The following is a 25095-nucleotide window of genomic DNA, read 5'->3' as shown; positions in this document are numbered from 1 at the left end:
GTTATTCCTGTTTATGTTGTTTAATTGTTGCGCGACGGCTTAGCTGCGGATGAGTATTTGCCGTTGGTATATCTGCCACCAACATGACAAATGCGGCATTTCGGTAGGGCAATGTGTAGCTTTTACCAAAATGAAAATTAATGGCTGTGGCCCCTAGGCCTTTTGCACGATACTGCGCTGGGAGTGGGATGCCATGCTCCGAACTCCAATAGTCTCCGCGCTTGATATGAACAAAGTAATCGGTAGCGATATGAGGCTGCGATGGAGAGCTTGGCCCTTGTACTAAGCTGATAAGCTCAGGTGCAGTAGGTAAACGCCAATTATTCTGTCCGCAAAGGCTTTGTTGATTGGTGTGGCGAATAAGGTCAGCTGTGTCGCAGCGCTCAGGTTCAAAATAACAGTCACCAAAATTACTTTTACCTTTTTGGCCATCAAACCAAGAATAGGTCCAGTAACCATCATGAACATTTTCACTATCGGTTTTTACTTCCCACAAGAGGCCATTTTGGCTATCTAATACGCAGGCCCAGGGTCCTTGCCAAGGTAAGAGTGTCTTTCCTGTACTTGTAATCTTGGTAAATCGTTGATGCTGAGTCAGTTTTGGCTTTTTTTGTGGAAACAAGCAAACCGCGATGAGTGCACTTAGAATTATAACGGACCAAATAATGCGATTAATCACAGAGCATACCTCAACTTGATAGCTTGCATGTGGCGTGTGTGGGCAATTTGAGAGTGATCAAAAGCCGATACCCACATACAGGTCCCTGTTTGTAGAGCAACATCGTATTTAGACTGCGTGTTATGTTTGCGTACTAGCTCTAGCGTCCACTGGCCATTTTTCCACTCACCTCTGGCTCTGACGTCAGCTCTGTCTCCTTCAAATCGGTTAGAACGATACAAAACGGAGGACAAGAAAGTACCAGGTGGATACAGATCATCAGACTCTCGGTAGGGAGATGAGCCAAACCAAGGAAGCACGCCGTTGCGATGCTGCTGGTCAACATCTAAATTGCTGGGCAATCGCTTTGGAATTACACTATTTGGTGTGTACCATTGCCAGTTCATTACATAAGCACCACTTTCTTTACCATCTGCTTGATAGCCCGCCGTATATCTGCGTTTTCCACTTAAATGGGGCGCTGGCGGTCCTATAAAGTTGTCGTCAGCGAGATACATATCATTGGTGCGAACTGCCTTCCAGTGCCATAAATCTCGCGTTTTTCCGTCAAGGCTGGCGTGATAGCCTTTGCCATGCCAGTTTTTTGGTTTGTCGTTAATTGGCTTATCGCCTAAATGAAGTGTCTTGTCGCCGGCAATTTCACATCCATCTGACAGCATGACTGCAAATTTGTCTTCATAGAAGGTGCGTTCGTCAAAGTTATAAAACCCATTTTCTTGCACTTTCCATCCTTGGGCGGTTTTAAATAGTGGTAAATGGTTAGTGCTTTTGGTCTCGTCTTGCCATGAAATCAAAAAGTAGCTTTCGTATTTATTTGCCAGCGCTTTGACGGTAACTTTGGTTGCGCCTTGATTAAAGTTTGCACCCCCTATGGTCATAATTGAAATTGGGCTTGCTTTTTTCCAAGCGAGTTCATCCGCTTTACCATCAATCTCAATGAATGTTGCGTCATCGATTGTTAATACATTGAGCTGGTGCGTAGTGTTTTTTACTAAAAACAGACTGGATAGTGAGATTGCGCATAGTCCAAATATAAAACTTAGATGGCGTAAAGCAGCTCTTTTGGGGAGCAGAATTGAAAACACTCGGCGGCCATTCTGAACGATATAAATCCACGCATGAAAGACGAGGTAAATACACATCGCCCACATTGCAATCTGGTGAATAGTGCGAGATACATCAGAATACAGACCTGCCCATATAAGCCAACCAGACACACTTACAAGAGGCAGCGAAAAATAGCCTAAGTAATTAATAATTTTATGGTATTTAGACTGGATACTTCGAAAAGGACTTGTAAACGAATGCAGTAAATAGGAGGCTATAATTAGCGATAGAGCAATGCCGAACCCTAAGTGCCAAATATGCATTTGGCCTTGTGGCAACAGAGTTGATATTGGGGACAGCCAGTCTTGACTGATCAGAGCAATCCTCAAGCCTGTTATCATACTGCCGACAACGACAATGATGGCCAAAATATGAAAGATGATGAAGGTTTGCCGATCCATAAATGTGCGCATATTATTATTTTTGTAAATTAAGTGTAAAATAATATGTTTACACAATTATGTCATTTTTCAAATACTGCAAAAGATTAAAATTGTGGCTAAACTTTGAGCTGTTTGGCTTATGAAAATAAAAGATTCAGACTTATGAGGGATACGAAATGAAAGAAATAGCTGTAGAGGCAGTAGATAGCGGCTATGTGATAGATAGCATGACAGACATCGTAGCATGCTTAAATACGTCAGACTCAATTCAACGTTTTTTGTTAGACATTCACTGTATCTTGCAAAAAGTCACGTACGCGGACAATTTTTTTGTTGTGCTGTACAAACAAAATGGCAACCTCTCTTTTCCCTATTTTCACGATGTCAAAGATGATATACAGGCTGAAGATTTGGAAAATCTGTCACTGGATGATATTTCTCACTCACTTACAGCATATGCGTTAAAAGCAAATCAAGTTTGTAACTTTAACCAAACCGATATTGAAGCCCTCATGAAAAACAATGAGGTAAATATATTAGGTTCTATTCCAATGCAGTGGCTTTGCTTTCCTTTGGTTAATCGCAATCAGCATTTGGGCGCTTTTATCATTCAGTCTTATCGCAAAGAAGATGAATATTCAGGCATGATTGTAGATGTCCTTTATACCATCAGCCATGTAATCTCTTCTGCGTTAGATGCTTTCAATAATCAACAGGCTTTGCTCGAAGCTAACCGCGCCTTACAGAACTATCAATCTGAGCTGGAAGCAAAGGTATCAGAACGTACCTCGGAATTAGAGAAGAGCTTAAAAGATCTTGAGCAGGAGATCGAGAAAAGAGAGACATTGCAGCAAAAGCTTGAGCATGACTCTTTGCATGATAGCTTAACTGGGCTGGCTAATCGTAAGTTTCTGTTTAGGGAGTTAGAAAGGTTGTCAGCGCGTTCACAGCGCAATGATGTCTTGGTATACGTCTTATATCTCGATCTGGATGATTTTAAGCCTGTAAATGATAACCATGGCCATCAAAGTGGTGATCTTGTATTACAAACAGTGAGTAATCGATTGAGCCAAGTATTAAGAAGTTATGACTTTATATGCCGCCTTGGAGGTGATGAATTTGTTGTGATGATCACAGAAAAGATAGACATACGGTCATTAGAGCTGTTGGCCAATCGTATCCTTAAATCGATTTCATCTCCTATAAAACTAGAGACAGGTATCGGGGTTAGTTGTGGCTGTAGCATAGGTGTGGCATCGGTTATCAATCAGCCTTTCAGCGCCGAGGTGGTATTACATGATGCCGATCTCGCACTATATGAAGCAAAAGGGAAAGGAAAGAATCAAATTTATTTTGCTAAGTAAATGTTTAGGCATTGCTTTACCAGCGCGTATGATTGCATTAGGATCAAACTTTATATTTGTTTAGACGGTTGGTAATGGCACAGAAACTTTTCCTACTTTGTTTATTTTGGATGTGCAGCACAGCTTATGCGATTGAGGTAACTGACCTCTATGAAGCTACTTTGGTGGTCGATGACAAAACCCGGGCAACTAGAGCAAAGGCCAGTCAGGACGCATTAGATCAGGTTATTAAAAAGCTGACTGGGAAGGCGGGTAATGGCGACCATCCATTGATCAAAAAAAGCAAACGACGTATTTCGGACTATATGCTCAAATATGAGTACATAGAACATATAGAGGGCGAGCTAAAAATTAAAGTCCGCTTTGAGGCTGAAAAAGTTGAAAAGCTTGTTAGGGATAGTGGCTTTGGCTTGTGGGGTAATCGCAGACCGCTTATTGCGATTTGGTTAGCCATTGAAGATAACTTACGACGCGACTTTGTGACGCAAGAGAGCTACCCTCAATTAGAGCGACTGATTTATGATACCGCCGCAGAGTGGGGCATACCCGTGGTAGTTCCTTTGATGGACCTTACCGATAGGTCCCAAGTCGGAATAGCTGAGGTATGGGGCAATTTTTCAGAGCCAGTAGAGGCGGCTTCAGCAAGATATAATGCGGAGCGGGTGATCACTGGTCGATTGTTTAAACAACCAAATTCGAGCCGCTGGCAGTTAGATTGGCGTTATACCGATGCGGATATGTTCGAGTCTGTTCAGCTTGTAGGTGATAAGCAGCAATTGCTAATTTCAATGGTCAATGACATGTCATCAGCCCTTGCTAATGAGTATGTGATCGACCCAAACAAGTCATATGCCACAAATAGTACAGTGATCACTGTTGATGGATTACGAACCTTTGATAAAGTGGAACGAGCAAAAAGACAGTTGCTCACCATTAGTACAGTAAACAGCGTGGACGTGGTGTATCGTAATAAAGAACAAGTTCAGTTTGAAGTAGAGCATATGTCTTCGGTGTCTGATTTACAGAAGTCTCTGAAATTGGAGCAATCGTTTGAAGTTTATGTCGATCCTCGTGCTTTTCATCAAGTCGCAAGCTCTTCTAATTTAAGGTATAGCTGGGTGGGGCAGTAGTAATGTTAGATCCTATGCAGTTGGCGTTACCGGTGACTCTACCTGATGATGAAACTTTTACCTCCTACTTTGGAGGTGAAAAGTCACTAGAAGTAACACATTTAAAAAAAGCACTGAGTGAAATTCAGCAGGACTTTCAGTTTACTTATTTATGCGGCCTCGCAGACTCAGGTAAATCGCATTTGCTTTATGCGACTTGTATTCATGCGCAAGAGCTGGGGTTATCAACCATCTTGATTTCTCTGCGCGAAGTGATCAAGTTTGGTCCTGATGTGCTCGAAGGATTAGACGGTTTAGATGTTGTGTGTATTGATGATGTGCACTTGGTCGCTGGCAACGATGCAATGGAAAAAGCATTGTTTAACTTTTTTAACCGTTTTAATGAAGCGGGAAAATGCTTAGTGATGACCGCCGATTTACTTCCGAGTATGTTAAATATTGCTTTACCAGATCTCGAGTCGAGGTTGGCGTGGGGCACAACCTTTCAAATTCGTTCAATGAGTGATGACGACAAAGCGGAAGCGTTAGTCAAGCGAGCAAATATGCGCGGGTTAGAATTAAGTGATGAATGTGCGCGATTTTTACTTACTCGATTGAGCAGAGATATGCGTGCTCTATTGGATGTTTTGGATAAGTTGGACCATGCATCTATGGCTGCACAGCGAAAACTTACCATTCCTTTTATAAAAGCCACCCTAAAGCTGTGAATTTGGGCTAGAATCTAGCCCCACCTTTCAGTTATCATAACTGATTCAGAAAAGGCAAATTACCTCAACCAGATCAGGTATAGAATGAACTTAGAGAATATTTTAGCGCAAGCGCTTGAAGCGGTGTCAAGTGCAAGTGAGATTGCGCAACTTGAGGAAGTCAGAGTTAACTACCTTGGTAAAAAAGGTGAAATTACTGGATTACTAAAAACCTTAGGCAAACTAGCGCCTGAAGAGCGTAAAGAAGCGGGTCAAGTAATTAACCAAGCGAAAAACCAAGTACAAACTGCGATTAACGAAAAACGTGAAGCGTTAGCCAATGCAGCACTAGAGCAAAAATTAGCAGCCGAGACTATCGATGTTACTTTGCCGGGCCGCGCAGCGCCTGCAGGTGGTCTACACCCAGTAACACGTACAATCGAGCGAATCGAAACATTCTTTGGTGAATTAGGTTTTGCAGTGAAATCTGGACCTGAAGTTGAAGATGATTTCCACAACTTTGATGCTTTGAATATTCCTGAGCACCACCCAGCTCGTGCTGATCACGATACTTTCTATTTCAATCCGAAACTTGTATTGCGTACGCAAACAAGTGGCGTTCAGATCCGTACTATGGAAGCTGAGCAACCGCCGTTACGTATTATTTCTCCAGGCCGTGTTTACCGTAATGACTACGACCAAACACATACGCCAATGTTCCATCAGGTTGAAGGCCTAATGGTTGATGAGAATGTGAGCTTTACTGAGCTTAAGGGTATTTTGCATGACTTCCTTCGTAATTTCTTTGAGGAAGACATGGAGATCCGTTTCCGTCCGTCATATTTCCCGTTTACTGAGCCTTCAGCTGAGGTAGATGTTAAAGGTAAAAACGGTAAATGGTTAGAAGTACTTGGTTGCGGTATGGTTCACCCAAATGTATTGCGTTCGGTTGGAATTGATCCTGAAAAATACACTGGTTTTGCCTTCGGTATGGGTGTAGAGCGTCTAACTATGTTGCGTTATGGCGTTAATGACTTACGAGCATTTTTCGAAAACGATTTAAAATTCCTAAACCAATTCAGATAAGAGCGAACCAAAAATGAAATTTAGTGAAAAGTGGCTAAGAGAGTGGGTTAATCCAGCGATCGATACGGATGCTCTATCTGAACAGCTGTCTATGGCCGGTTTAGAAGTGGATGGCGTTGACCCAGTTGCTGGTGATTTCGACGGCGTTGTGATTGGCGAAGTTGTAGAATGTGGCCAGCACCCAGATGCAGATAAACTACGTGTTACAAAAGTGAACGTAGGTGAAGAAGAATTATTAGACATCGTATGTGGTGCGGCAAACTGTCGTGCAGGTTTAAAAGTAGCAGTTGCCAAAGTCGGCGCGGTATTACCGGGCGGCTTCAAAATCAAAAAAGCAAAGCTACGTGGCCAACCTTCACACGGTATGCTGTGTGCATTTGAAGAGCTTGGCATGGCCGAAAGCTCTGACGGTATTTTAGAGTTACCAACAGATGCAGCAATCGGTCAAAATATTCGTGAGTACTTCGCGCTTGACGATGTAACAATCGATGTTGACCTAACTGCAAACCGCAGTGATTGTTTAGGAATTAAAGGCCTTGCACGCGAAGTTGGTGTATTAAACGGTTTAGATGTAACAGAAATCGACATCAATACCGTAGAGCCGACTATTGATGATAAAGTTGAAATCGAACTAGTCGATAGTGATGCATGTCCTCGTTATTTAGGTCGTGTCATCAAAGGCATCAACCTTGACGCAGAATCACCACTTTGGATGGCTGAAAAACTACGTCGTTCAGGTATTCGTACTATCGACCCGGTTGTTGACGTAACTAACTATGTATTACTTGAGCTTGGTCACCCAATGCATGCTTTTGATCTTTCTGCTATCTCTGGCGGCATTAAAGTACGTAAAGCACAGCAAGATGAAGAGTTGGTATTACTAGATGGTAATACTGCAAAGCTTAATACATCAACATTATTGATTGCTGATCACGAAAAAGCGCTTGCAATGGCAGGTATTTTTGGTGGTGAAGCGTCAGGTGTTAAAGAAGGCACACAAGATATCCTACTTGAAAGTGCATTCTTTAACCCATTAGTGATTGCAGGTCAAGCACGTAGCTATGGTTTACATACCGATGCGTCTCACCGTTATGAGCGAGGTGTAGATCACCAGCTTCAGCGCGATGCAATGGAGCGCGCAACGGCACTATTACTAGAAATCGTGGGTGGTGAAGCTGGTCCAGTTGTTGAGGCTGTATCAGAAGCTAATTTACCAGCGGCTAAGTCAGTGACTTTACGTCGTGAGCGTTTAGACCGTGTGATCGGTTATCACATCGAAGACGAAAAGGTGACCGATATTCTTACTCGCCTAGGTTTAGAGGTGACGTTTGAAAGTGCACAGTGGCAAGCTCAGGTACCAAGTTACCGTTTTGACATCAGCATTGAAGAAGACTTGATTGAAGAAGTCGCACGTGTATTTGGTTATAACAACATCCCAAATGTTGCGCCAAGTGCAGCTCTTAAGATGACAGATCATCAAGAAGCTACGTTACCTGTCTCTCGTTTCAGAAATGAGCTTGTATCTCGTGGATACCAAGAAGCCATTACATACAGCTTCGTAGACCCTAAGAAACAAGCGTTACTTCACCCAGAGAGTGATGCGTTGGTATTGCCTCATCCTATCTCGGTAGAGATGTCTGCAATGCGCGTTAGCTTGATGCCAGGATTAGTGAATGCGCTTGTTTACAACCAAAACCGTCAGCAATCCCGTATTCGCTTTTTTGAGCATGGTTTGAAGTTCGTAAAAGATGAGCGTGCTGAAAATGGTATTCGTCAAAGTGCAGTGCTTGGTGGTATTGTTTATGGTAATACTCATAACGAGCATTGGGGTATTGCGAGCAGAAAGATAGATTTCTTTGATATTAAAGGTGATGTTGAAGCATTGCTTGCAGTTTGCAATGACCCTGCTAGATTTAGTTTTAAAGCCGAAGCGTGTGATGGGTTACATCCTGGACAATCAGCGGCAATTTATGCTGATGGTGTTAAAGTTGGTTTTATCGGTGCGATTCACCCACAATTACAAAAAGCATTGGAATTGAACGATACTGCGTTTGTGTTTGAGGTAGAAGTGGCTGCGATTACGCAAAGAAAGCTGCCTGAAGCCGTTAGTATCTCAAAATTCCCATCAAATCGCAGAGATATTGCTATTTTAGTTGCAGATGATGTAAAAATAGGCGATATTTTAGAAAGCATTGAGAAAGTTGGCGGAAATCAATTAGTTGACCTAAACTTATTCGATGTGTATAAGGGCAAAGGTATTGAACCCGATTATAAGAGTTTAGCCATTGCCCTAACCCTACAAGCAGTTGATAAAACGCTCGAAGAGAAAGATATCAACGAGGTTGTAGACAGAGTCGTGGCCGAATTGGCCAAACAATTTAATGCATCGTTGAGGGACTAGATATGGCGCTTACTAAAGCAGACATAGCTGAACACCTATTTGAGAAATTGGGGATAAATAAAAAGGATGCCAAAGATTTAGTTGAAGCGTTTTTTGAAGAAATCCGCTCAGCGCTTGAAAATGGAGAGCAGGTAAAGCTTTCTGGTTTTGGCAACTTTGACCTACGTGATAAAAAAGAACGTCCAGGTCGAAACCCTAAAACTGGGGAAGATATACCTATTTCTGCAAGGCGTGTGGTAACTTTTCGACCTGGTCAAAAGTTAAAAACACGTGTTGAAGTAGGCACGAGTAAAAATCTTTAATATCAGATTGGTGCAAAGCTACGCTTAGTAGCTTTGCCAGCTGTCACTAAAAGGATCTGTCTGTAAAGGCAGATCCTTTGTCATAAATTTGTAATTATTTAAATCTAAACTCTTGCCATATTATTGAATCTAGGAACTTAGCTTGCGTCAGAGAAAACATTCTTGGACAAACAGCATCAAAAATTTTTTTGTTTCTTGGTTGATCTGCTCATTTATTTTTGGGCTATTATTCACATTCATATATATCCAACATAAAGAGTCTGAAAAAGCGTCTGTACAGAGCATGGCGGAACGCGTACTTGTAGACCTTCAATCACAGCTAGATAATGTTGACGAGTTTCTTCGTCAATCAGATCATATTGACGCAAAATGTAATGACGATACTATCCGTCAAATGCGTCAATTTGTATTTAAAAACCCCGCTGTCAGCGAAATAGGCATCGTGAGCCCGCGTGGCAATCTTATTTGCAACTCTTTTGGTATGTTGTCATCGCCTATGTACCTGTCATCGCCAATTAAAAAGCGCGGTTTACGTTATCATGGTCCGATTATTTCTGAGTTTTTGCAGGTGCCTGCTTTTGTGTTGGCCCGTACAAGGCATGATGGCTACGAGGTCAATGCCTTGTTACCAACCGATTGGATCAATGACACGTTACATTTGAGAAAATATAAATCGTTAGATTTTGTCGCTGTTGTTGATACTGAGACAGGCGTGCCCGTATTCTTGCAAGGCCAGTACAGCTTACCGCTTGATCATAAATTATTTCCGTTAAGTCGAAGTACAGAGGTTGAGGCGCGATTCGATGATCAAACCAGTAAATACTTGTACATAAAGCCATTTAAAAATGTGCCACGCTTGGCTGTGGTTGTAAGCAAGGAAGCCCGATTATTGGGCATCCCCGACCCGTTATGGTTACTAGTGTTATGCCTTCTTTATTTAGCATCTTGGGTAGGACTGGTGCTATTACTGAATCATTATGATAAACGTTTATTGAGCAGTCGCACATTGCTACTAGACGCGATTAATCGCAGAGAACTGTTTAATGTCTACCAGCCCTTGGTTAATGCGCAAAGCCAAAAAATTGAGGGGGCTGAGGTACTCATTCGTTGGATGCACCCACTCGAAGGTGAGCTGGGCCCCGCTTATTTTGTACCTGAGGCGGAGCGTGACGGGACCATACTTGAGCTCTCTCTATATCAAATCGATTTAGCATTAAAAGATCTCAGGCCCTTGCTCAGAAAAAACAGTGATTTTAAAGTTTCGTTTAACGTCAATGGGTATTTACTTATGTGCCCAAGCTATATCGAAAAGTTGTGTCAAGCGAAAGGTTTTTTTAACAATTTGACTATTGAGCTGACCGAGCGAGATGTACTGTCGGAAGCGAAAATAAAGCTTATCTTGCAGCAGCTCGTAAATACTGGAGTCGAAATTGCTGTTGATGATTTTGGTACGGGTTATAGCGGTTTGCAATATTTGCAGAGCTTTCCCATCGACTTGTTGAAAATCGATCAGAGCTTTGTTGCGTCGATTGGGTTGGACAATCTACAGTCGCCGGTTTTGAATGCAGTGATCGAAATGGCTGCAAAGCTAAACAAAAGGCTCATTGCGGAAGGGGTAGAAACACAGCAGCAAGCGAATTATTTATGCGAAAGGGGCGTGTCTATTCACCAAGGTTGGTACTATTACAAAGCGCTTAAAATTAACGAATTAAAACGTGCTCTTTAGCTTTTTGGAAAGAAATTAATCGCGAAGAAAGCCCCTTTTGGGGGCTTTTGGTTCATCTGTGCTAGATAGATGCGAAAAAACAGCCGTAACCGGGCAGGGTTACTTTTCCTGCTGCTTGCTCACGTGTTTGATGAGCAACGTCCTTAATAGAGATATAATTATATTGTTCGACCTCAAATTCTACAGTTTGTTCAGATAAATTGAATAAACAGAGTAACTTTTTTTCATTAAGTATACGGTAGAAGCCAAGTACGGGTTCGTGGGTAGCAATAAACTCAATCTCACCAGTAAGTAGCTCTGGTCGAGTCACTCGCCAGGCTAAAAAGGATTTGTACTGTGACAGTGTAGAGCTAGTATCTTGCTCTTGGCTTTTTACACACTTGCTGGCATGAGCTTTATATACCGGAAGCCAAGGTGCTCCGTCGGTAAATCCTGCATTTTGCTGATCACTTGCCCAAGGCATTGGCGTGCGACAACCGTCTCTGCCTTTAAAGTTTGGCCAGAATGTTATGCCATACGGATCTTGAAGGTCTTCAAATGCGACTTCAGCTTCACCTAGTCCAAGTTCTTCACCTTGATACATACACACGCTACCGCGAAGAGAACCAAGTAGTGCAGTCAACATTTTTACCTGCTTTGGATCCACACTCTTACCATCTTTTGACCAGCGACTCGCAACTCGTTGTACATCATGGTTACTAAAAGCCCAGCAAGGCCATCCTTCAGTCATAACCGCTTCTAAACGCGAGACTGTTTCTCTGATGTATTGAGCACTGTAGTCATCGGTTAGTAACTCAAAGCTATAACCCATATGTAGCTTATCTCCACCAGAGGTGTACTCAGCCATCGTTTGCAATGAGTCCTCAGATGAAATTTCACCTAAGCTTACGGTCCCTGGATACTGATCCAATAGCGATCTAATTTCAGCCATAAACGCTAAGTTTTCAGGCTGTGTGTTGTTATAGTAGTGGTACTGGAATGCGTAAGGATTGTCTTCGCTAAATCCACGCCCTTGACGCAGCTCTTTTGGTTTCGCAGGGTTGTCTCTTAGCTCCTTGTCATGAAAGCAAAAGTTAATTGCATCCAAACGGAAGCCATCGACACCTTTGTCTAGCCAGAACTTGACGTTATCAAGTACTGCTTTACGAACTTCAGGATTATGGAAGTTCAAATCTGGTTGTTCAGTCAAAAAATTGTGTAAATAGTATTGGCATCTTCTTGGCTCCCATTGCCACGCAACACCCCCAAATATAGATAGCCAATTATTTGGGGGGCTACCGTCCGGCTTTGCGTCTGCCCAAACATACCAGTCTGCCTTGTTGTTGAATTTATCAATACGACTTTCAACGAACCATGGGTGCTCATTAGATGTATGACTTAACACTTGATCTATAATGATCTTAATATCGCGCTGGTGTGCTTGCTCTATAAGTTTGTCAAAATCACCAATACTACCAAACATTGGATCGATATCTCTGTAATCACTGATATCGTATCCAAAGTCTTTCATCGGTGATTTAAAAAAAGGTGAGATCCATACCGCATCGACGCCTAATGACTTAATGTAGTCTAAGCGGTTTATAATGCCATTAAGGTCACCAATACCATCACCTGTGGTGTCTTGAAAACTACGTGGGTAAATTTGATAAATTACCGCACCTTTCCACCATTCATTTTGAGCCATGCACTGTTCTCCAGCTTTGTGCAGTGATTTCACTTTCTCAATTACATTTGAGAGCAATGTGAATCGGGTCATTAACATTGTCGAAAAGCATACGGCATGCTCGCATATGAGTAAAAAAACTGCATACGTATGCATCAAAATTACTTCATTTTTTTGTCAAAAGAGTATTGTGGTGAGGTTTATATATATAACTTTACCAATTTATAGTGGGAGAATATAAAGTGCAGTACTTTTATGGGATAAACGACTAAATATTGGTAATACCAATTTTCATTCGGTGTTCGCAAACTCATATTTCTGTAAGAATCCTGTCATATTTAGTCAACTAGAGGCTGATTGGTTACATGAATGTAAAGTATTATTAAATATCTAGAGGTTTTTGTTAAAAGCACTGAAGCTTTAAATAAGAGTATATAAAACAGAAGATTAGAATCTTTTTTTAGACGATGAATTGCATGGAATTACCGCTCAATCATTTTTGAATACGTATGCATAAAGTTGTGAGCAGCCAAGTCACAGCGCTACTATTGCCGGTGACAACAAAATTAACGTCACATGAACTTATTTTTGCAGTATTGGTGTCAATGATTGCAATGAATAACAATTGAAGCGACGTATAAAAAGCTAATTGGGATAAAACAATATGTCTACGTTCAAACCAAGCTTATTAACAGCTGCATTAATTGCTGCTGGTGTAAGTCACTCTGTAAGTGCGCAAGAGCAGGAAGCAGCAAAGAAGAATGAAGAAGTTGAAGTAATCGAAGTTCGTGGCATCAGCCGCAGTATCATTGCTTCAATTGATAAAAAACGATTTGGCGATACCGTATCAGAAGTGGTTGATGCGGGGGACCTAGCTTTTTTACCAGATATATCAATTGCAGACGCACTGAGCCGTTTACCGGGTGTCACAGCTGTGAGAGACAGCGGTCAATCATCTCAGCTAAATATTCGTGGTATGAACGGAGATTTCATTCAAACAACATTAAACGGCAGAGAGCAAGCCAGTACGAGTGGATACTCTGCGGGTAGCCGTTGGATCTCTTTTGATCAATACCCATCTGAACTCATCACGCAGGCTGCTGTTTATAAGTCGCCTAAAGCCTCTCTAGTAGAAGGCGGCGTTGCGGGTACCGTTGAGCTTAAAACAGCGAACCCACTTGATGCAGATAAGACACATAACTTTAATGCCAGCGCAAGATTTTCGCACAATGACGCTGCATCGGACATCGACGCAGACGCAAGCGGAGAGCGTTTAAGCTTTTCTTACCAAGGTAAGTTTCTAGATGAAACATTAGGCTTTGGCATTGGTGCAGCATTCCTAAATCAGCCAAATAGTTCGGTTGAATTCTCAGGCCATTCTCCTGAAGGTACACGTGATATCGATGGTGATGGTGAAGCTAATGAGCGTTCATTTAACGGTTATCAGTACAGAAACTCAGTTGGTACTGATGAGCGTTTGGGTTTGATGAGTACTTTAGTTTATCAGCCAACTGATAATCTTAAGGTTCAGTTTGACTACTTCCACTCTACATTTGATTCGGAAGACCGCAAAAACGGTTTGAACTTAGAAGGCTTATCGCGTTCTAGCGATTTATATGACCTGAGAAATGCTAAGCTTGATAATGGCTTTTTGGTTGCGGGTGATGTTTACATAACAGACACAAATGGCCCTTGGGTAGAAATGCGTTCTGAAGACCAATCAACTGAGTCTACAACGGATAGCTTTGGTTTGAACCTAGATTACTCTACTGATAAGTGGGAAATCAGCTTCGACTTTGCTCACAGTGAAGGGGAAAAAACGCGCCGCGATATGATTGCGTCTATGCATGCCTATGAATTCGGTACGGCAACGTTGGAAGACGGGACTGTAGTAGAAACTTGGCAGGAGCTAAGCAACCAATACTTTGGTTTTGAACATCAGTCTACAGATGCTGCAAAATTGGTATTGGGCCATGACTATACTGACCTAGCTCATATGCGCTTGGGTGACTGGGAGCAATTCCCTCATAAGTACACTGATAAAATCGATAGCGCGAAATTAGACTTTAAATACCATATTGAACACGACATTATTTCGTCGGTTGAAGTGGGTGTACGTTGGTCTAAACGTGAGTTTACAGATCAGCGTTCAACGTTCCGCTGGGGTGCTCGTGAAGGACAAAATGGCTATCGTTTACCAAATGGTGAGATAGTTACAAACAAAAACTGTGAGTTTAACCACCAAAATCACGCTTGCGTGCCACATGATTTAACTGGCTTTGTCACTGTTAAAAACGGTGGGGGCTTTGATTACTTCGACCTAGACATGATAGGTATTGCTAACTCTGTATTTGGTGCTGGAAACTATGAAGGGCAACAAACTTGGGAGCATAACTGGACTCTAGTAGAAAGTGGCGCAGTTAAAGAGGAAGTTACAGCGGCTTACGTTATGGCTAACATCGATACTGAGATTGGTAATATTCCAGTATCAGGTAACTTTGGTGTACGAGCGGTACGCACAGATACTAAGTCTATTGGTATTCAGCAAATCCAAGGTGACGAGGTCGGCGACTCAATTACTGATGACAATGGCGTAACTAGCACAGATTATCGCCATGTAAACTATGGCCCTGAATATACAGATATCCTGCCATCACTAAACCTTAATTTCCGCATTACCGAGCAAGATCAAATCCGTTTTGCTGCTGCAAAAGTAATGGGACGACCTCCTGTGAATCAATTACGTGGTGGTGCGGGTTCTTGGGCGGATACTGCTAACGATGGTGTAAGCCGAAGATACAACGTTTGGTCTAAAGGTAATCCAAATCTAGATCCATTCAGAGCAAATCAAATGGACCTGTCGTATGAGCATTATTTTGAAGATGGCGGTGCATTTGTCGCGGCACTATTTTGGAAAAATATTGAGTCATTGGTTGAAGATGTCACTTACTTCGAAGGTGAAATTGACTGGACTACAATTGGCCTAGAAGTGCCTGAAGGGTTTGTACCTGGTCAATATCAAACGACGCGCAACAATGACAAAGGCGGATACGTTCGAGGTCTTGAGTTAGCATATACAACCTTGTTTGATAGCCTGCCAGGGGTTTTCTCTGGCTTGGGATTAAATGCGAACTACTCATACACAGAAAGTGAAACCACGATTGATGGTGGCAGCAACTTCCCAGATTTACAATTGGATTTACCGGGCTTGTCTAAGCATGTGTGGAGTACGACAATATTCTGGAATATCGATAAGTTCACAACGCATTTAAATATTCGTTACCGTGACGAGTACACGTACTTGGGGGCGACACCTGGTGGCACCACACCTACAACGGCTGATGAGTACACCGTTGTTGACTGGCAAGCGACGTATGACTTTGACAACGGAATACAAACTGTATTCCAGATCAACAACTTGACAGATGAACCGAATACTTCAAACCTAGGTAGTTCACTTAGAACAGGTGAAGATAAAGTATTTGGTCGTCAATACTTCTTAGGCTTTAACTACAGCTTTTAACTAGCAAAGTTAGCCACTTGAAATATAAGCCACCAGAACGTATGTTTTGGTGGCTTTGTTTTATAAATCGTTTACTAAATGGTGTATCAGGGGGAAGACAATGAATAGCAGAAAAATTGTCATACTAGGTGGAGGAACTGCTGGTTGGATAGCGGCAAACCTTATTGCAAAAAGTTGGTGCGATAAGGATATCCATGTTGGTGTGGTAGAGTCACCTGATATCGGAATTATAGGGGTAGGGGAAGGGTCAACTCCTCAATTTAAAGCTTTTATGGACTTTATTGAGGTGCCAGAATCTCAGTGGATGCCTAAGTGTAACGCCACTTACAAAAACGGAATTCGTTTTGTGAACTGGTCAACAAGGCCTGGGTTTGAGCAGTATTTTCACCCGTTTCCAGCACAGCCTGACGATTACTCAGCGCCAGCGTTTTTCCATAACAGTTTTGTTCGTCGAAAAGGGATTGATCTCGAAGGACACCCCGATCTATTTTTCTTATCAACTTATTTAGCTGAGCATGCCAAAGCCCCCATTGCAGCTGAGAATTTTCCCTTTGAAATCAACTATGGGTATCATTTTGACTCGGGCAAGTTAGGCCAATTACTCGCAGAGAAAGCGAGAGAGTTTGGTGTCGAGCACATTCAAGCACGTGTAACGGATGTGCGTAAAAATACTGATGGTACTATTGCGGCATTAGTCTGTGAAGAAGGCCAAGAAATCTGCGGTGATATCTTCATTGATTGCTCGGGGTTTTCTGGCTTGTTGATGCAGCAGCATATGCAAGTTGGATTCGAATCATTTGAAAATAACTTATTTAACGACAGCGCCGTTGTGCTTGCTACCGAGCAGGGTAACGTTATTGCGTCTGAAACCACTTCTGTGGCTAGAAAGTTTGGATGGAGCTGGCATATCCCCTTAACTAACCGTATAGGTAATGGCTATGTCTACAGTTCAAAATACTGTGGAAAAGACCAAGCAGAAACAGAATTAAGGGCTGCACTTGGGCTGTTAGACAGTGACGTTGAAGCAAGGCACCTTAATATGAAAGTGGGTCAAGTAAAAGAGCACTGGCATAAAAACTGTGTCGCAATTGGGCTGTCTCAAGGGTTTATTGAGCCACTGGAAGCGACTGCTTTACATATAGTTCAAGAAACCGTTCAGTCATTTATTGAGTGCTACCAAGAACAGAACTTTAGTTGCAAAGGGCAAGACAAGCACAATCAAATGATGTCACAAAGGTATCAAGCCATCAGAGATTATATTGTCGCGCACTACCGGGTTAATAGCCGCACAGATACAGCTTATTGGCGTGACAATGCAAATAACAACCAGCTTTCAAAATCCTTATTCGACGTTTTAAATACGTGGGTACAGGGTAAGAATTTATCAGATGAACTAGATAGGCAGGATATTGATAAATATTATCCATCTGCCAGTTGGCATTGTTTATTAGCCGGGTACGGTATTTACCCAGAGCAGCGCCAACTTGTTGCTGCAAGCCAATCGACGAATAAACACGACTTGAGCCAAATCCGTGACTATATCAGAAGGTGTGGTTTGAACTTTGCGGATCACCGTGCTCAGTTGGCTCGTTTCATTGATTAATGTAAAAATTGCGGTCATTAGATAGCCTAGGCAAACTGCGCACAATAAGCGACAACTTTTCATGGCGCGAAGTATGTATCATACTTCGCGTTTTTTTATATGAATAACAAATTAATCATGACTTTGAATACGTATGCAAGTGGTTCAACAGTGGGCTACAAGTCAGTAGACTCAATTAAAATACCAATATGACAACAAGATAATGACAATAAAACCTTTGGTGCTTGCACTTAGCCTGATCTCGGGAAGCATGATATTGACTGCATGTCAGTCTGCTAACGTGAACGAGCAAAGTGGACAAGCCAAACAACAAGAGCAAAAGCCCGTCGTTTACCAAGTGTTTACTCGACTATTTGGCAACACCGAAACAAACAACGTGCCTTGGGGCACGGCGGCGCAAAATGGTGTGGGTAAATTTGATGACTTTACACCAAAGGCGTTGGCTGAAATCAAAGCAATGGGTGTAACCCACGTTTGGTACACCGGGGTGCTACATCATGCTTTGGTAGCTGATTATAGTGCATATGGTATCGGCATTGATGACCCTGATGTCGTGAAAGGGCGCGCAGGCTCACCCTATGCCATCAAAGATTATTACAATGTTAATCCTGACTTAGCACTAGATCCAGCGAAGCGTCTCGCTGAGTTTGAAGCGCTGATCCAGCGCACTCATGATGCCGATATGAAAGTGGTGATTGACATTGTTCCCAATCATGTTGCGCGTAATTATCAATCATTGAATGGACCGCAAGTGGCAAAAGACTTTGGTGCACAGGATAACACTTCATTGGTGTATGCGCGTGACAACAACTTTTATTATGTAACAGAGCAAGATTTCAAAGTGCCGGAGTCAACGGACTATCAAGTATTAGGTGGCAAACCACATCCATTGGTAGACGGAGAGTTTTCAGAGTCTCCCGCTAAGTGGACAGGAAATGGTGCACGTGCAGCACAGCCCCACATCCATGATTGGTATGAAACTGTCAAAGTGAACTATGGTGTTCGCCCTGATGGCAGTTATGATTTTCCAATGCTGCCAGCTGATATGGCAAAGCAAGACTACCGCGCTCACTATGCATTTTGGCAAGGTAAAGATCTACCAGACAGCTGGTATAAATTTAGGGATATTACATTATATTGGCTCGACAAAGGCGTAGACGGTTTCCGCTACGATATGGCTGAAATGGTGCCAGTTGAGTTTTGGAGCTTTTTAAACTCATCTATCAAAATGCAAAATCCAGGCGCTTTTCTATTAGCTGAAGTGTATAACCCAACTCTTTACCGCCCATATATTCACCAAGGTAAAATGGACTTTTTATACGACAAAGTAGGCTTTTATGACAGCTTGAAGCTACTGATGCAAGGCACAGGTACTGCACAGAGTGTTATGGATTCACACTTAAGTGTGTCAGATATTGCACCTCATATGCTGCACTTTTTAGAAAATCATGATGAGCAGCGTATTGCTAGTCCAGAATTTGCCGGCAGCGCAGAAAAAGGTAAGCCTGCTATGGTCGTGAGTCACTTGATCAGTAAAGCGCCAACCATGTTGTATTTTGGCCAATCCGTAGGTGAAGACGGATCGGAAATGGCCGGGTTTGGTAAGCCGAGTCGTACCAGCATATTTGACTACATTGGTGTCCCTGCACATCAGGCTTGGATGAATAATGGCAAGTTTGATGGCGGCCAGTTAATACCTGAGCAGCGTGCCCTTCGCCAATACTACAAAAAGCTGATGAGTTTAAGTTCGCTCTCTGCTGTTAAAAATGGTGAGTTGCGACAACTGACAACATTGGATAGCAGTAACAAACCAGCAGAAACAGTAATGGCATTTGGCCGTGAAAATTCAACTCAACAATTACTGATTGCAAGTAATTTTGATGCGCAAAAGCCGCAAACAGTGACGATTCAGTTACCTGCAACGTGGCAGGGGAAAGTGTTTGACAGATTGGAGTCTAACCCCTCGCAGACCATCAACCACAATCAACTCACAGTGACATTGGCGCCACTTGCCAGTGTTGTATATGAGCTAGAGAATTAATTATGCAAAAACAAAAACCTCAACTGAGTTTCTGGCAAATTTGGAATATGTGCTTTGGTTTTATGGGCATTCAGTTTGGCTTTGCATTACAAAACGGTAATGTAAGTCGAATATTTCAAACGTTAGGTGCGTCGGTTGATGATATTCCCATTTTATGGGTGGCAGCGCCACTCACTGGGTTAATCGTTCAACCCATTATTGGCTACTGGAGCGATAGAACTTGGACTGGGCTCGGACGTCGTAGGCCGTTCTTTTTATACGGCGCGATCCTCACGACATTGTCACTGTTTATCATGCCTAATTCACCAACGCTTTGGATAGCTGCGGGTATGCTTTGGATAATGGATGCGTCAATTAATGTAACCATGGAGCCGTTTCGTGCATTAGTGGGAGATAATCTCAACAAAAAGCAACGTGCAACTGGATATGCAATGCAGAGTTTTTTCATCGGTATTGGTGCCATTATCGCCTCAGCTTTGCCGTGGATGATGACCAATTGGTTTGGGATCAGCAACACCGCAGCCCCAGGCGAGATACCTGAATCCGTTAAGTATGCTTTCTACTTTGGCGGCATGATCCTATTTTTGGCAGTTGGGTGGACGATTTTTAAAACCAAAGAGTATACCCCTGAGCAACTTACAGAGTTTGAATCGCCTTCTTTAAAACAAGCCGCTGCAAAGCCTAAGCAAACCATAAACTTTGCAAAGTTTGCATTATTTAGTGGTGCAGTTGGTGGCTTAATTTTAGCGGGTGTGACGATTTTAGATCTGGAAAAAGAACTGTATTTACTCAGTGCTCTGTTGCTGTCGTTTTCAGCAATTATCCTTATCGCTGGGTATTTCCAGAATAAACAACGTACTGACGGTGGCTTTTACGAAGTGATCTATGATGTCTTTACTATGCCAGACACCATGAAACAGCTTGCGGTAGTTCAATTTTTTAGCTGGTTTTCACTATTTGCGATGTGGATTTATACCACTTCTGCGGTGACTAGCTTCCACTATGGCACAACCGATGTGACATCAAAAGCTTATAACGATGGCGCAGACTGGGTCGGAATTTTATTTGCCGCATACAATGGTTTTGCAGCTTTGGCAGCGCTATGCATTCCTTATGTGGTTAAGAGAGTCGGGTTAAAGTGGGCACACGGTATTAACTTGTTATTGGGTGCGGTTGCGCTGAACAGCTTTAAATTTATATCTGATCCAAGCCTATTATGGGTGCCAATGATAGGTATCGGCTTTGCGTGGGCGTCAATCTTATCACTGCCTTACGCGATGCTAAGTGACGCGCTGCCAGCACACAAAATGGGTGTGTTTATGGGGATTTTTAACTTCTTTATCGTTGTCCCGCAATTGATGGCAGCCAGTGTGCTTGGCCTTATCTTAAGAAATGTTTTCGAGAATCAACCTATTTATGCATTAGTTATTGGTGGTGTGTCGTTTATTTTAGCGGCGCTGTCGGTTGCGCGTGTTAAAACAAGTGCGCAATAACGCAGGCCACAGGGGAGTAAAAATGAAAAAATTGTCATGTTTGTCGTTGGCTTTGATTGCCGCAGGCCTTATCGGTTGTGGTAGCGCAACGAATACACAAAAAATTGAGACTGCACCTGGAGCGCCAGGTGATAAACCTTTTTGGACCTATTCAGATAAAACAGGCATCGGTACGTCTTATGAAGCCTATAAAAATGGCCAGTATGCAAACGATGCAAAAACAGGTGAAGTGTCTAAAGTATGGTTTTCAATTGCCAAAGGCATGATCACCGAAACCATGTTTGGTCTTATTCACCAAGCGCAGATCCGCGATATGCAATTTATCGTCACAGGTGAGGACTTTACCATTACCGAACGCGATGAGTTAGATGTGTTTATTGACTACCTTTACAAAGATGCGCAAGGCCGCCCGTTATCACTGGCTTATAAAGTGATCAGTAAAGACAAACAAGGTCGTTTCACATTAGAAAAGCATATTTTCACAGACCCCGATGGACAGACACTTTTTGTAAGAGCAAAAGTTGATACACAGCTGAGCGGCGTAAAAGCATTTGTGAACGTCAATCCATATGTGAATAACAATGGTCTGAATGATTCGGCAACAGTGACTGACAAAGGTCTGGTTGCATGGGAAGCAGATAACTTTCTGACTTTGCAAAGCAGCACGAAGTTTGCTCAGGCATCGGTTGGCTTTACTGGCAGCAGCGATAACCTAAATGAACTTAAGGAAAATCATGCACTGACTCGCACATACCAAAGTACAGGTGAAACAAAAGGCAATGTAAATTGGCTTGCTGAGCTGGGTGAAGTTAAGGGATCTGCGACATTTGATCTCGCTTTGAGTTTTGGTAAGTCACAAGCGGATAGCTTTGCACAAGGGGCAGCAGCGCTAGGCAAGGGGTATGACCAAGTACTTGCGCACTATAATGGTCAAGGTAACCACATTGGCTGGGAAGACTATTTAGCAAGTCTTGAACCTATGCAGCGTCTTGCTAATTACACCACAGATAGCGGTAAATTGCTGAATGTCAGTGCATTGGTCTTAAAGGCCCAAGAAGATAAAACGCACGCAGGGGCATTAATCGCATCACTGTCGAACCCATGGGGCGATACTGTTGCTGCTGAGCAGGGCCATACGGGATACAAAGCTGTGTGGGTACGTGACTTTTATCAAGTAGCAATGGCATTTATGGCCATGGGTGACCCTGACACCGCATTAACATCCTTTGAATATCTTGAGAAGGTGCAAGTGACTGATGGTACGCCGGGTAACCAGGGCGATACAGGCTGGTTTTTACAAAAAACTCACGTTGATGGTGAGCTAGAGTGGGTAGGCGTTCAGCTTGACCAAACTGCGATGCCAATCATGCTTGCTTGGAAACTATGGCAAGCGGGTGTACTTAGCGATGAAAAACTAGTCTACTGGTATGAGCGCATGCTCAAACCTGCTGCTGAGTTCTTAGTAGATGGTGGCCTTGCTAAGATTCTGTGGAATGACACGCAAATTACACCACCTGCAACACAACAAGAACGCTGGGAAGAGCAAGATGGTTATTCACCTTCGACCACAGCCGCAATTATTGCGGGCCTAGTTACAGCAAGCGATATCGCGAAGTTAGCTGGCGATAAAACTGGTCAGAAAAAGTATCTAGAGACTGCCAAACAGTATAACGGTAGCGTTGAAAAGCTGATGTTCACGACTAAAGGTAACTTGCAAGGCAAAGACGCAGATGGTGAATACTTCTTCCGAATTGCACGAGATGAGGATCCAAATACTTCAACCAAACTGGGTGATAACAATGGTCGTGCAGGCTTAGATAAGCGCCAGATCATTGATGGTGGTTTCTTAGAACTTGTTCGTTATGGTGTCAGGGATGCTGATGCGCCAAGCATTTTGAAAACACTCCCTGAGTATGAAGATGAAACTTTACCTGAAAACCTGCGTGTTAAATACAGCTTTACCTTTGCAGGCGATCCAAATACTTACCCAGGTTTTCGTCGTTATGGTAATGATGGTTATGGCGAAGATGAAGTTAAAGGGACTAACTATGCGGAAGGAGGCCAAAATACGCCGGGGCAGCGTGGTCGAGTATGGCCGTTCTTTACTGGCGAAAAAGGGCATTATGAGATAGCCGCTGTGGCTGCAACCAAAGGCTTAAACAAAGAGGCGGTGACGCGCATTAAGCATACCTATGTACGTGGTATGGAGCACTTTGCCAATGAAGGCTTGATGCTACCAGAGCAAGTTTGGGATGGCGTCGGTGTTAACCCATTTGGTTATCAGCTCGGAGAAGGCACTAACTCAGCAACCCCACTTGCTTGGACACATGCCGAGTACGTTAAATTAGTTCGTTCACTTGCAGATAAAAATGTCTGGGACCACTACCCTGTTGTTAGTGAGCAATTGAAGTAACACTTATCCTAGGGTGATGTATTAACACGACATCACCCACTCAATTGTGCTTAATTGTATTGTGAATTGATGCCTTTATCCTATTGTCCCCTATATACTCATTTCTAAATGACTAATAGAAATATAATTAACAACTTTGTTTGTACAATGAGCGTGAAATGCTATTTAGGGAGAAGTATGACGTTTTTCAATTTAGTTGTATTTATTGAAGTATCGAAGGAGTGATAAGAGCTAGCCCCAATTTTCGGACATGACTTTAAGTGATTGATCTGTTTTGATAGTAACCAAAAATATTGGAACAGATGATGACTAGAAAACGCAGAAACCACTCTCCTGAATTTAAAACTAAAGTGGCATTGGCCGCTGCTAAAGGGGATAAAACCGTTGCTGAATTAGCACAAAAATACAACCTTCACGCAAACCAAATATCCACATAGAAAAAAGAACTGCTTGAAAATGCTGCTATGATCTTCGCTTCTGAAAGCCAAGTAGGTAAAGGCAACTCAGAAGAAATGGATAAGCTTCACGCTAAAATCGGTCAGTTAACTATGGAAAATGATTTTTTGGCGAAAGTGCTCGGTCGTTAGAGCGGGCACAGCGTAAGCATTCGCTGTATAAATCAACCCAACTATCAATAAAGCGTCAGTGTGAGCAGCTTAATATTGCTCGCTCGACCGCTTACTATCAACCCATTGGCCTCTCTACTGAGGAAATTGGTTTACGCCGTATGATTGATGAAATTCACCTCCAGTATCCTTTTATGGGCAGTCGCCGTATTCGTACTGAGCTGGCTAAACAGAACCGCCATGTTAATCGTAAGCGGGTTGTCAGAATCATGCGGCAGATGGGTATTGCCGCGATTTATCCCAAGCCAAAAACAACACTGGCGAATAAGGCACACAAGGTTTACCCCTACCTGCTGCGTGATATCGAAGTGACTTACCCGAACCAAGCTTGGACAATTGATATTACCTATATTCCCATGGCTAAGGGCTTCTTATATTTAGTTGCGATTATTGACTGGTATAGTCGCAAGGTATTGTCTTGGCGACTTTCAAACACCATGGATACGCACTTTTGCATAGAAGCGTTTGAAGATGCAATTCAACACTACGGTAAACCTGAAATCTTCAACTCAGATCAAGGCAGTCAGTTTACTAGTACCGAGTTCACACAGAAGCTGCTTGAGCAAAATATACGGATCAGCATGGATGGTAAAGGTCGCTGGATAGACAATGTTTTTATAGAAAGATTATGGAGAAGTCTAAAATATGAGGAGGTTTATTTAAAGGCATATGACACCCCAAGAGAAGCAGAACTTGAAATCGGCAACTACTTGGTGTTTTATAATGAAGAGCGTAATCATCAAGGGCTAAATGAACTAACACCTGATGAAGTTTACTTCGGTAAGCAAAGATACGCTGCATGATTGGATCAACCACTTAAAAAATGAGCTTATGTTTCCAACCAATGGCAGGGCGGGATCGCACTTTGT

15 protein-coding genes and 1 pseudogene are annotated in these 25095 nt (G+C 42.6%); 13 read left to right on the top strand and 3 right to left on the bottom strand.

Annotation, left to right across the window (positions count from 1 at the left end; translation table 11 throughout):
* Position 1: 1 nt before the first annotated feature.
* Both N482_RS19690 and N482_RS19685 read right to left on the bottom strand, forming a co-directional pair.
* Complete coding sequence (locus N482_RS19690) at positions 2–679, bottom strand: DUF1566 domain-containing protein (RefSeq protein WP_063378682.1); 678 nt, start codon at positions 677–679, stop codon at positions 2–4.
* Positions 676–2187, bottom strand: a complete 1512-nt coding sequence (locus N482_RS19685; protein WP_063378681.1) for an ethylbenzene dehydrogenase-related protein — start codon at positions 2185–2187, stop codon at positions 676–678. The genes N482_RS19690 and N482_RS19685 overlap by 4 nt, the downstream gene beginning before the upstream one ends.
* 158 nt (positions 2188–2345) lie before the next feature.
* Between N482_RS19685 and N482_RS19680 the strand changes: the two genes are divergently transcribed.
* The 7 genes from N482_RS19680 (at position 2346) to N482_RS19650 (ending at position 10864) form a co-directional block, all read left to right on the top strand.
* Positions 2346–3533 (top strand): GGDEF domain-containing protein, encoded by a 1188-nt coding sequence (locus N482_RS19680; RefSeq protein ID WP_063378680.1) that lies wholly within the window; start codon positions 2346–2348, stop codon positions 3531–3533.
* Positions 3534–3607: 74 nt separating this feature from the next.
* Positions 3608–4663 carry a DUF2066 domain-containing protein gene (locus N482_RS19675; RefSeq protein ID WP_063378679.1) on the top strand — a complete coding sequence of 352 codons (1056 nt, stop codon included), beginning with the start codon at positions 3608–3610 and terminating at the stop codon, positions 4661–4663.
* Between the two features lie 2 nt (positions 4664–4665).
* The gene (gene hda, locus N482_RS19670; RefSeq protein ID WP_063359204.1) at positions 4666–5370 is read left to right on the top strand and encodes a DnaA regulatory inactivator Hda; all 705 of its coding nucleotides are present in this window, start codon (positions 4666–4668) and stop codon (positions 5368–5370) included.
* Between the two features lie 84 nt (positions 5371–5454).
* A complete protein-coding gene (gene pheS, locus N482_RS19665) occupies positions 5455–6435 on the top strand; it encodes a phenylalanine--tRNA ligase subunit alpha (protein ID WP_063375013.1) in 981 nt (326 codons plus the stop codon).
* A gap of 13 nt (positions 6436–6448) precedes the next feature.
* Positions 6449–8836: a phenylalanine--tRNA ligase subunit beta gene (pheT, locus tag N482_RS19660; protein ID WP_063378678.1), complete on the top strand. Its 2388-nt coding sequence runs from the start codon at positions 6449–6451 to the stop codon at positions 8834–8836.
* 2 nt (positions 8837–8838) lie between these two features.
* Positions 8839–9138 carry an integration host factor subunit alpha gene (ihfA, locus tag N482_RS19655; protein ID WP_010377997.1) on the top strand — a complete coding sequence of 100 codons (300 nt, stop codon included), beginning with the start codon at positions 8839–8841 and terminating at the stop codon, positions 9136–9138.
* Positions 9139–9280: 142 nt separating this feature from the next.
* Positions 9281–10864, top strand: coding sequence for an EAL domain-containing protein (locus tag N482_RS19650; RefSeq protein WP_063378677.1), 1584 nt, complete (start codon positions 9281–9283; stop codon positions 10862–10864).
* A 61-nt stretch (positions 10865–10925) separates the two neighbouring features.
* On the opposite strand, the gene N482_RS19645 is transcribed toward N482_RS19650, so the two are convergent.
* Positions 10926–12548: an alpha-glucosidase family protein gene (locus tag N482_RS19645; RefSeq protein ID WP_063378676.1), complete on the bottom strand. Its 1623-nt coding sequence runs from the start codon at positions 12546–12548 to the stop codon at positions 10926–10928.
* Between the two features lie 643 nt (positions 12549–13191).
* Between N482_RS19645 and N482_RS19640 the strand changes: the two genes are divergently transcribed.
* From N482_RS19640 to N482_RS19610, 6 genes and pseudogenes are all read left to right on the top strand, one after another.
* On the top strand, positions 13192–16050 hold the full coding sequence (locus N482_RS19640) for a TonB-dependent receptor (RefSeq protein WP_063378675.1): 2859 nt from the start codon (positions 13192–13194) through the stop codon (positions 16048–16050).
* A gap of 100 nt (positions 16051–16150) precedes the next feature.
* Positions 16151–17653: a tryptophan halogenase family protein gene (locus N482_RS19635; RefSeq protein WP_063378674.1), complete on the top strand. Its 1503-nt coding sequence runs from the start codon at positions 16151–16153 to the stop codon at positions 17651–17653.
* A 202-nt stretch (positions 17654–17855) separates the two neighbouring features.
* Entirely contained in the window at positions 17856–19694 is a 1839-nt protein-coding gene (locus tag N482_RS19630; RefSeq protein ID WP_063378673.1) for an alpha-amylase family glycosyl hydrolase, read from the top strand.
* Between the two features lie 2 nt (positions 19695–19696).
* Positions 19697–21187, top strand: coding sequence for an MFS transporter (locus N482_RS19625; RefSeq protein WP_063378672.1), 1491 nt, complete (start codon positions 19697–19699; stop codon positions 21185–21187).
* Between the two features lie 22 nt (positions 21188–21209).
* The gene (locus N482_RS19620; RefSeq protein WP_063378671.1) at positions 21210–23600 is read left to right on the top strand and encodes a glycoside hydrolase family 15 protein; all 2391 of its coding nucleotides are present in this window, start codon (positions 21210–21212) and stop codon (positions 23598–23600) included.
* A 305-nt stretch (positions 23601–23905) separates the two neighbouring features.
* Positions 23906–25029 (top strand): annotated as a pseudogene (locus tag N482_RS19610) (IS3 family transposase).
* Positions 25030–25095 lie beyond the last annotated feature (66 nt).

It is taken from the genome of Pseudoalteromonas luteoviolacea NCIMB 1942 (assembly GCF_001625595.1).
GTDB lineage: Bacteria > Pseudomonadota > Gammaproteobacteria > Enterobacterales > Alteromonadaceae > Pseudoalteromonas > Pseudoalteromonas luteoviolacea_A.
Note: the sequence above shows the minus strand (reverse complement) of the source record. Positions and strands in the feature narration are given on the sequence as shown.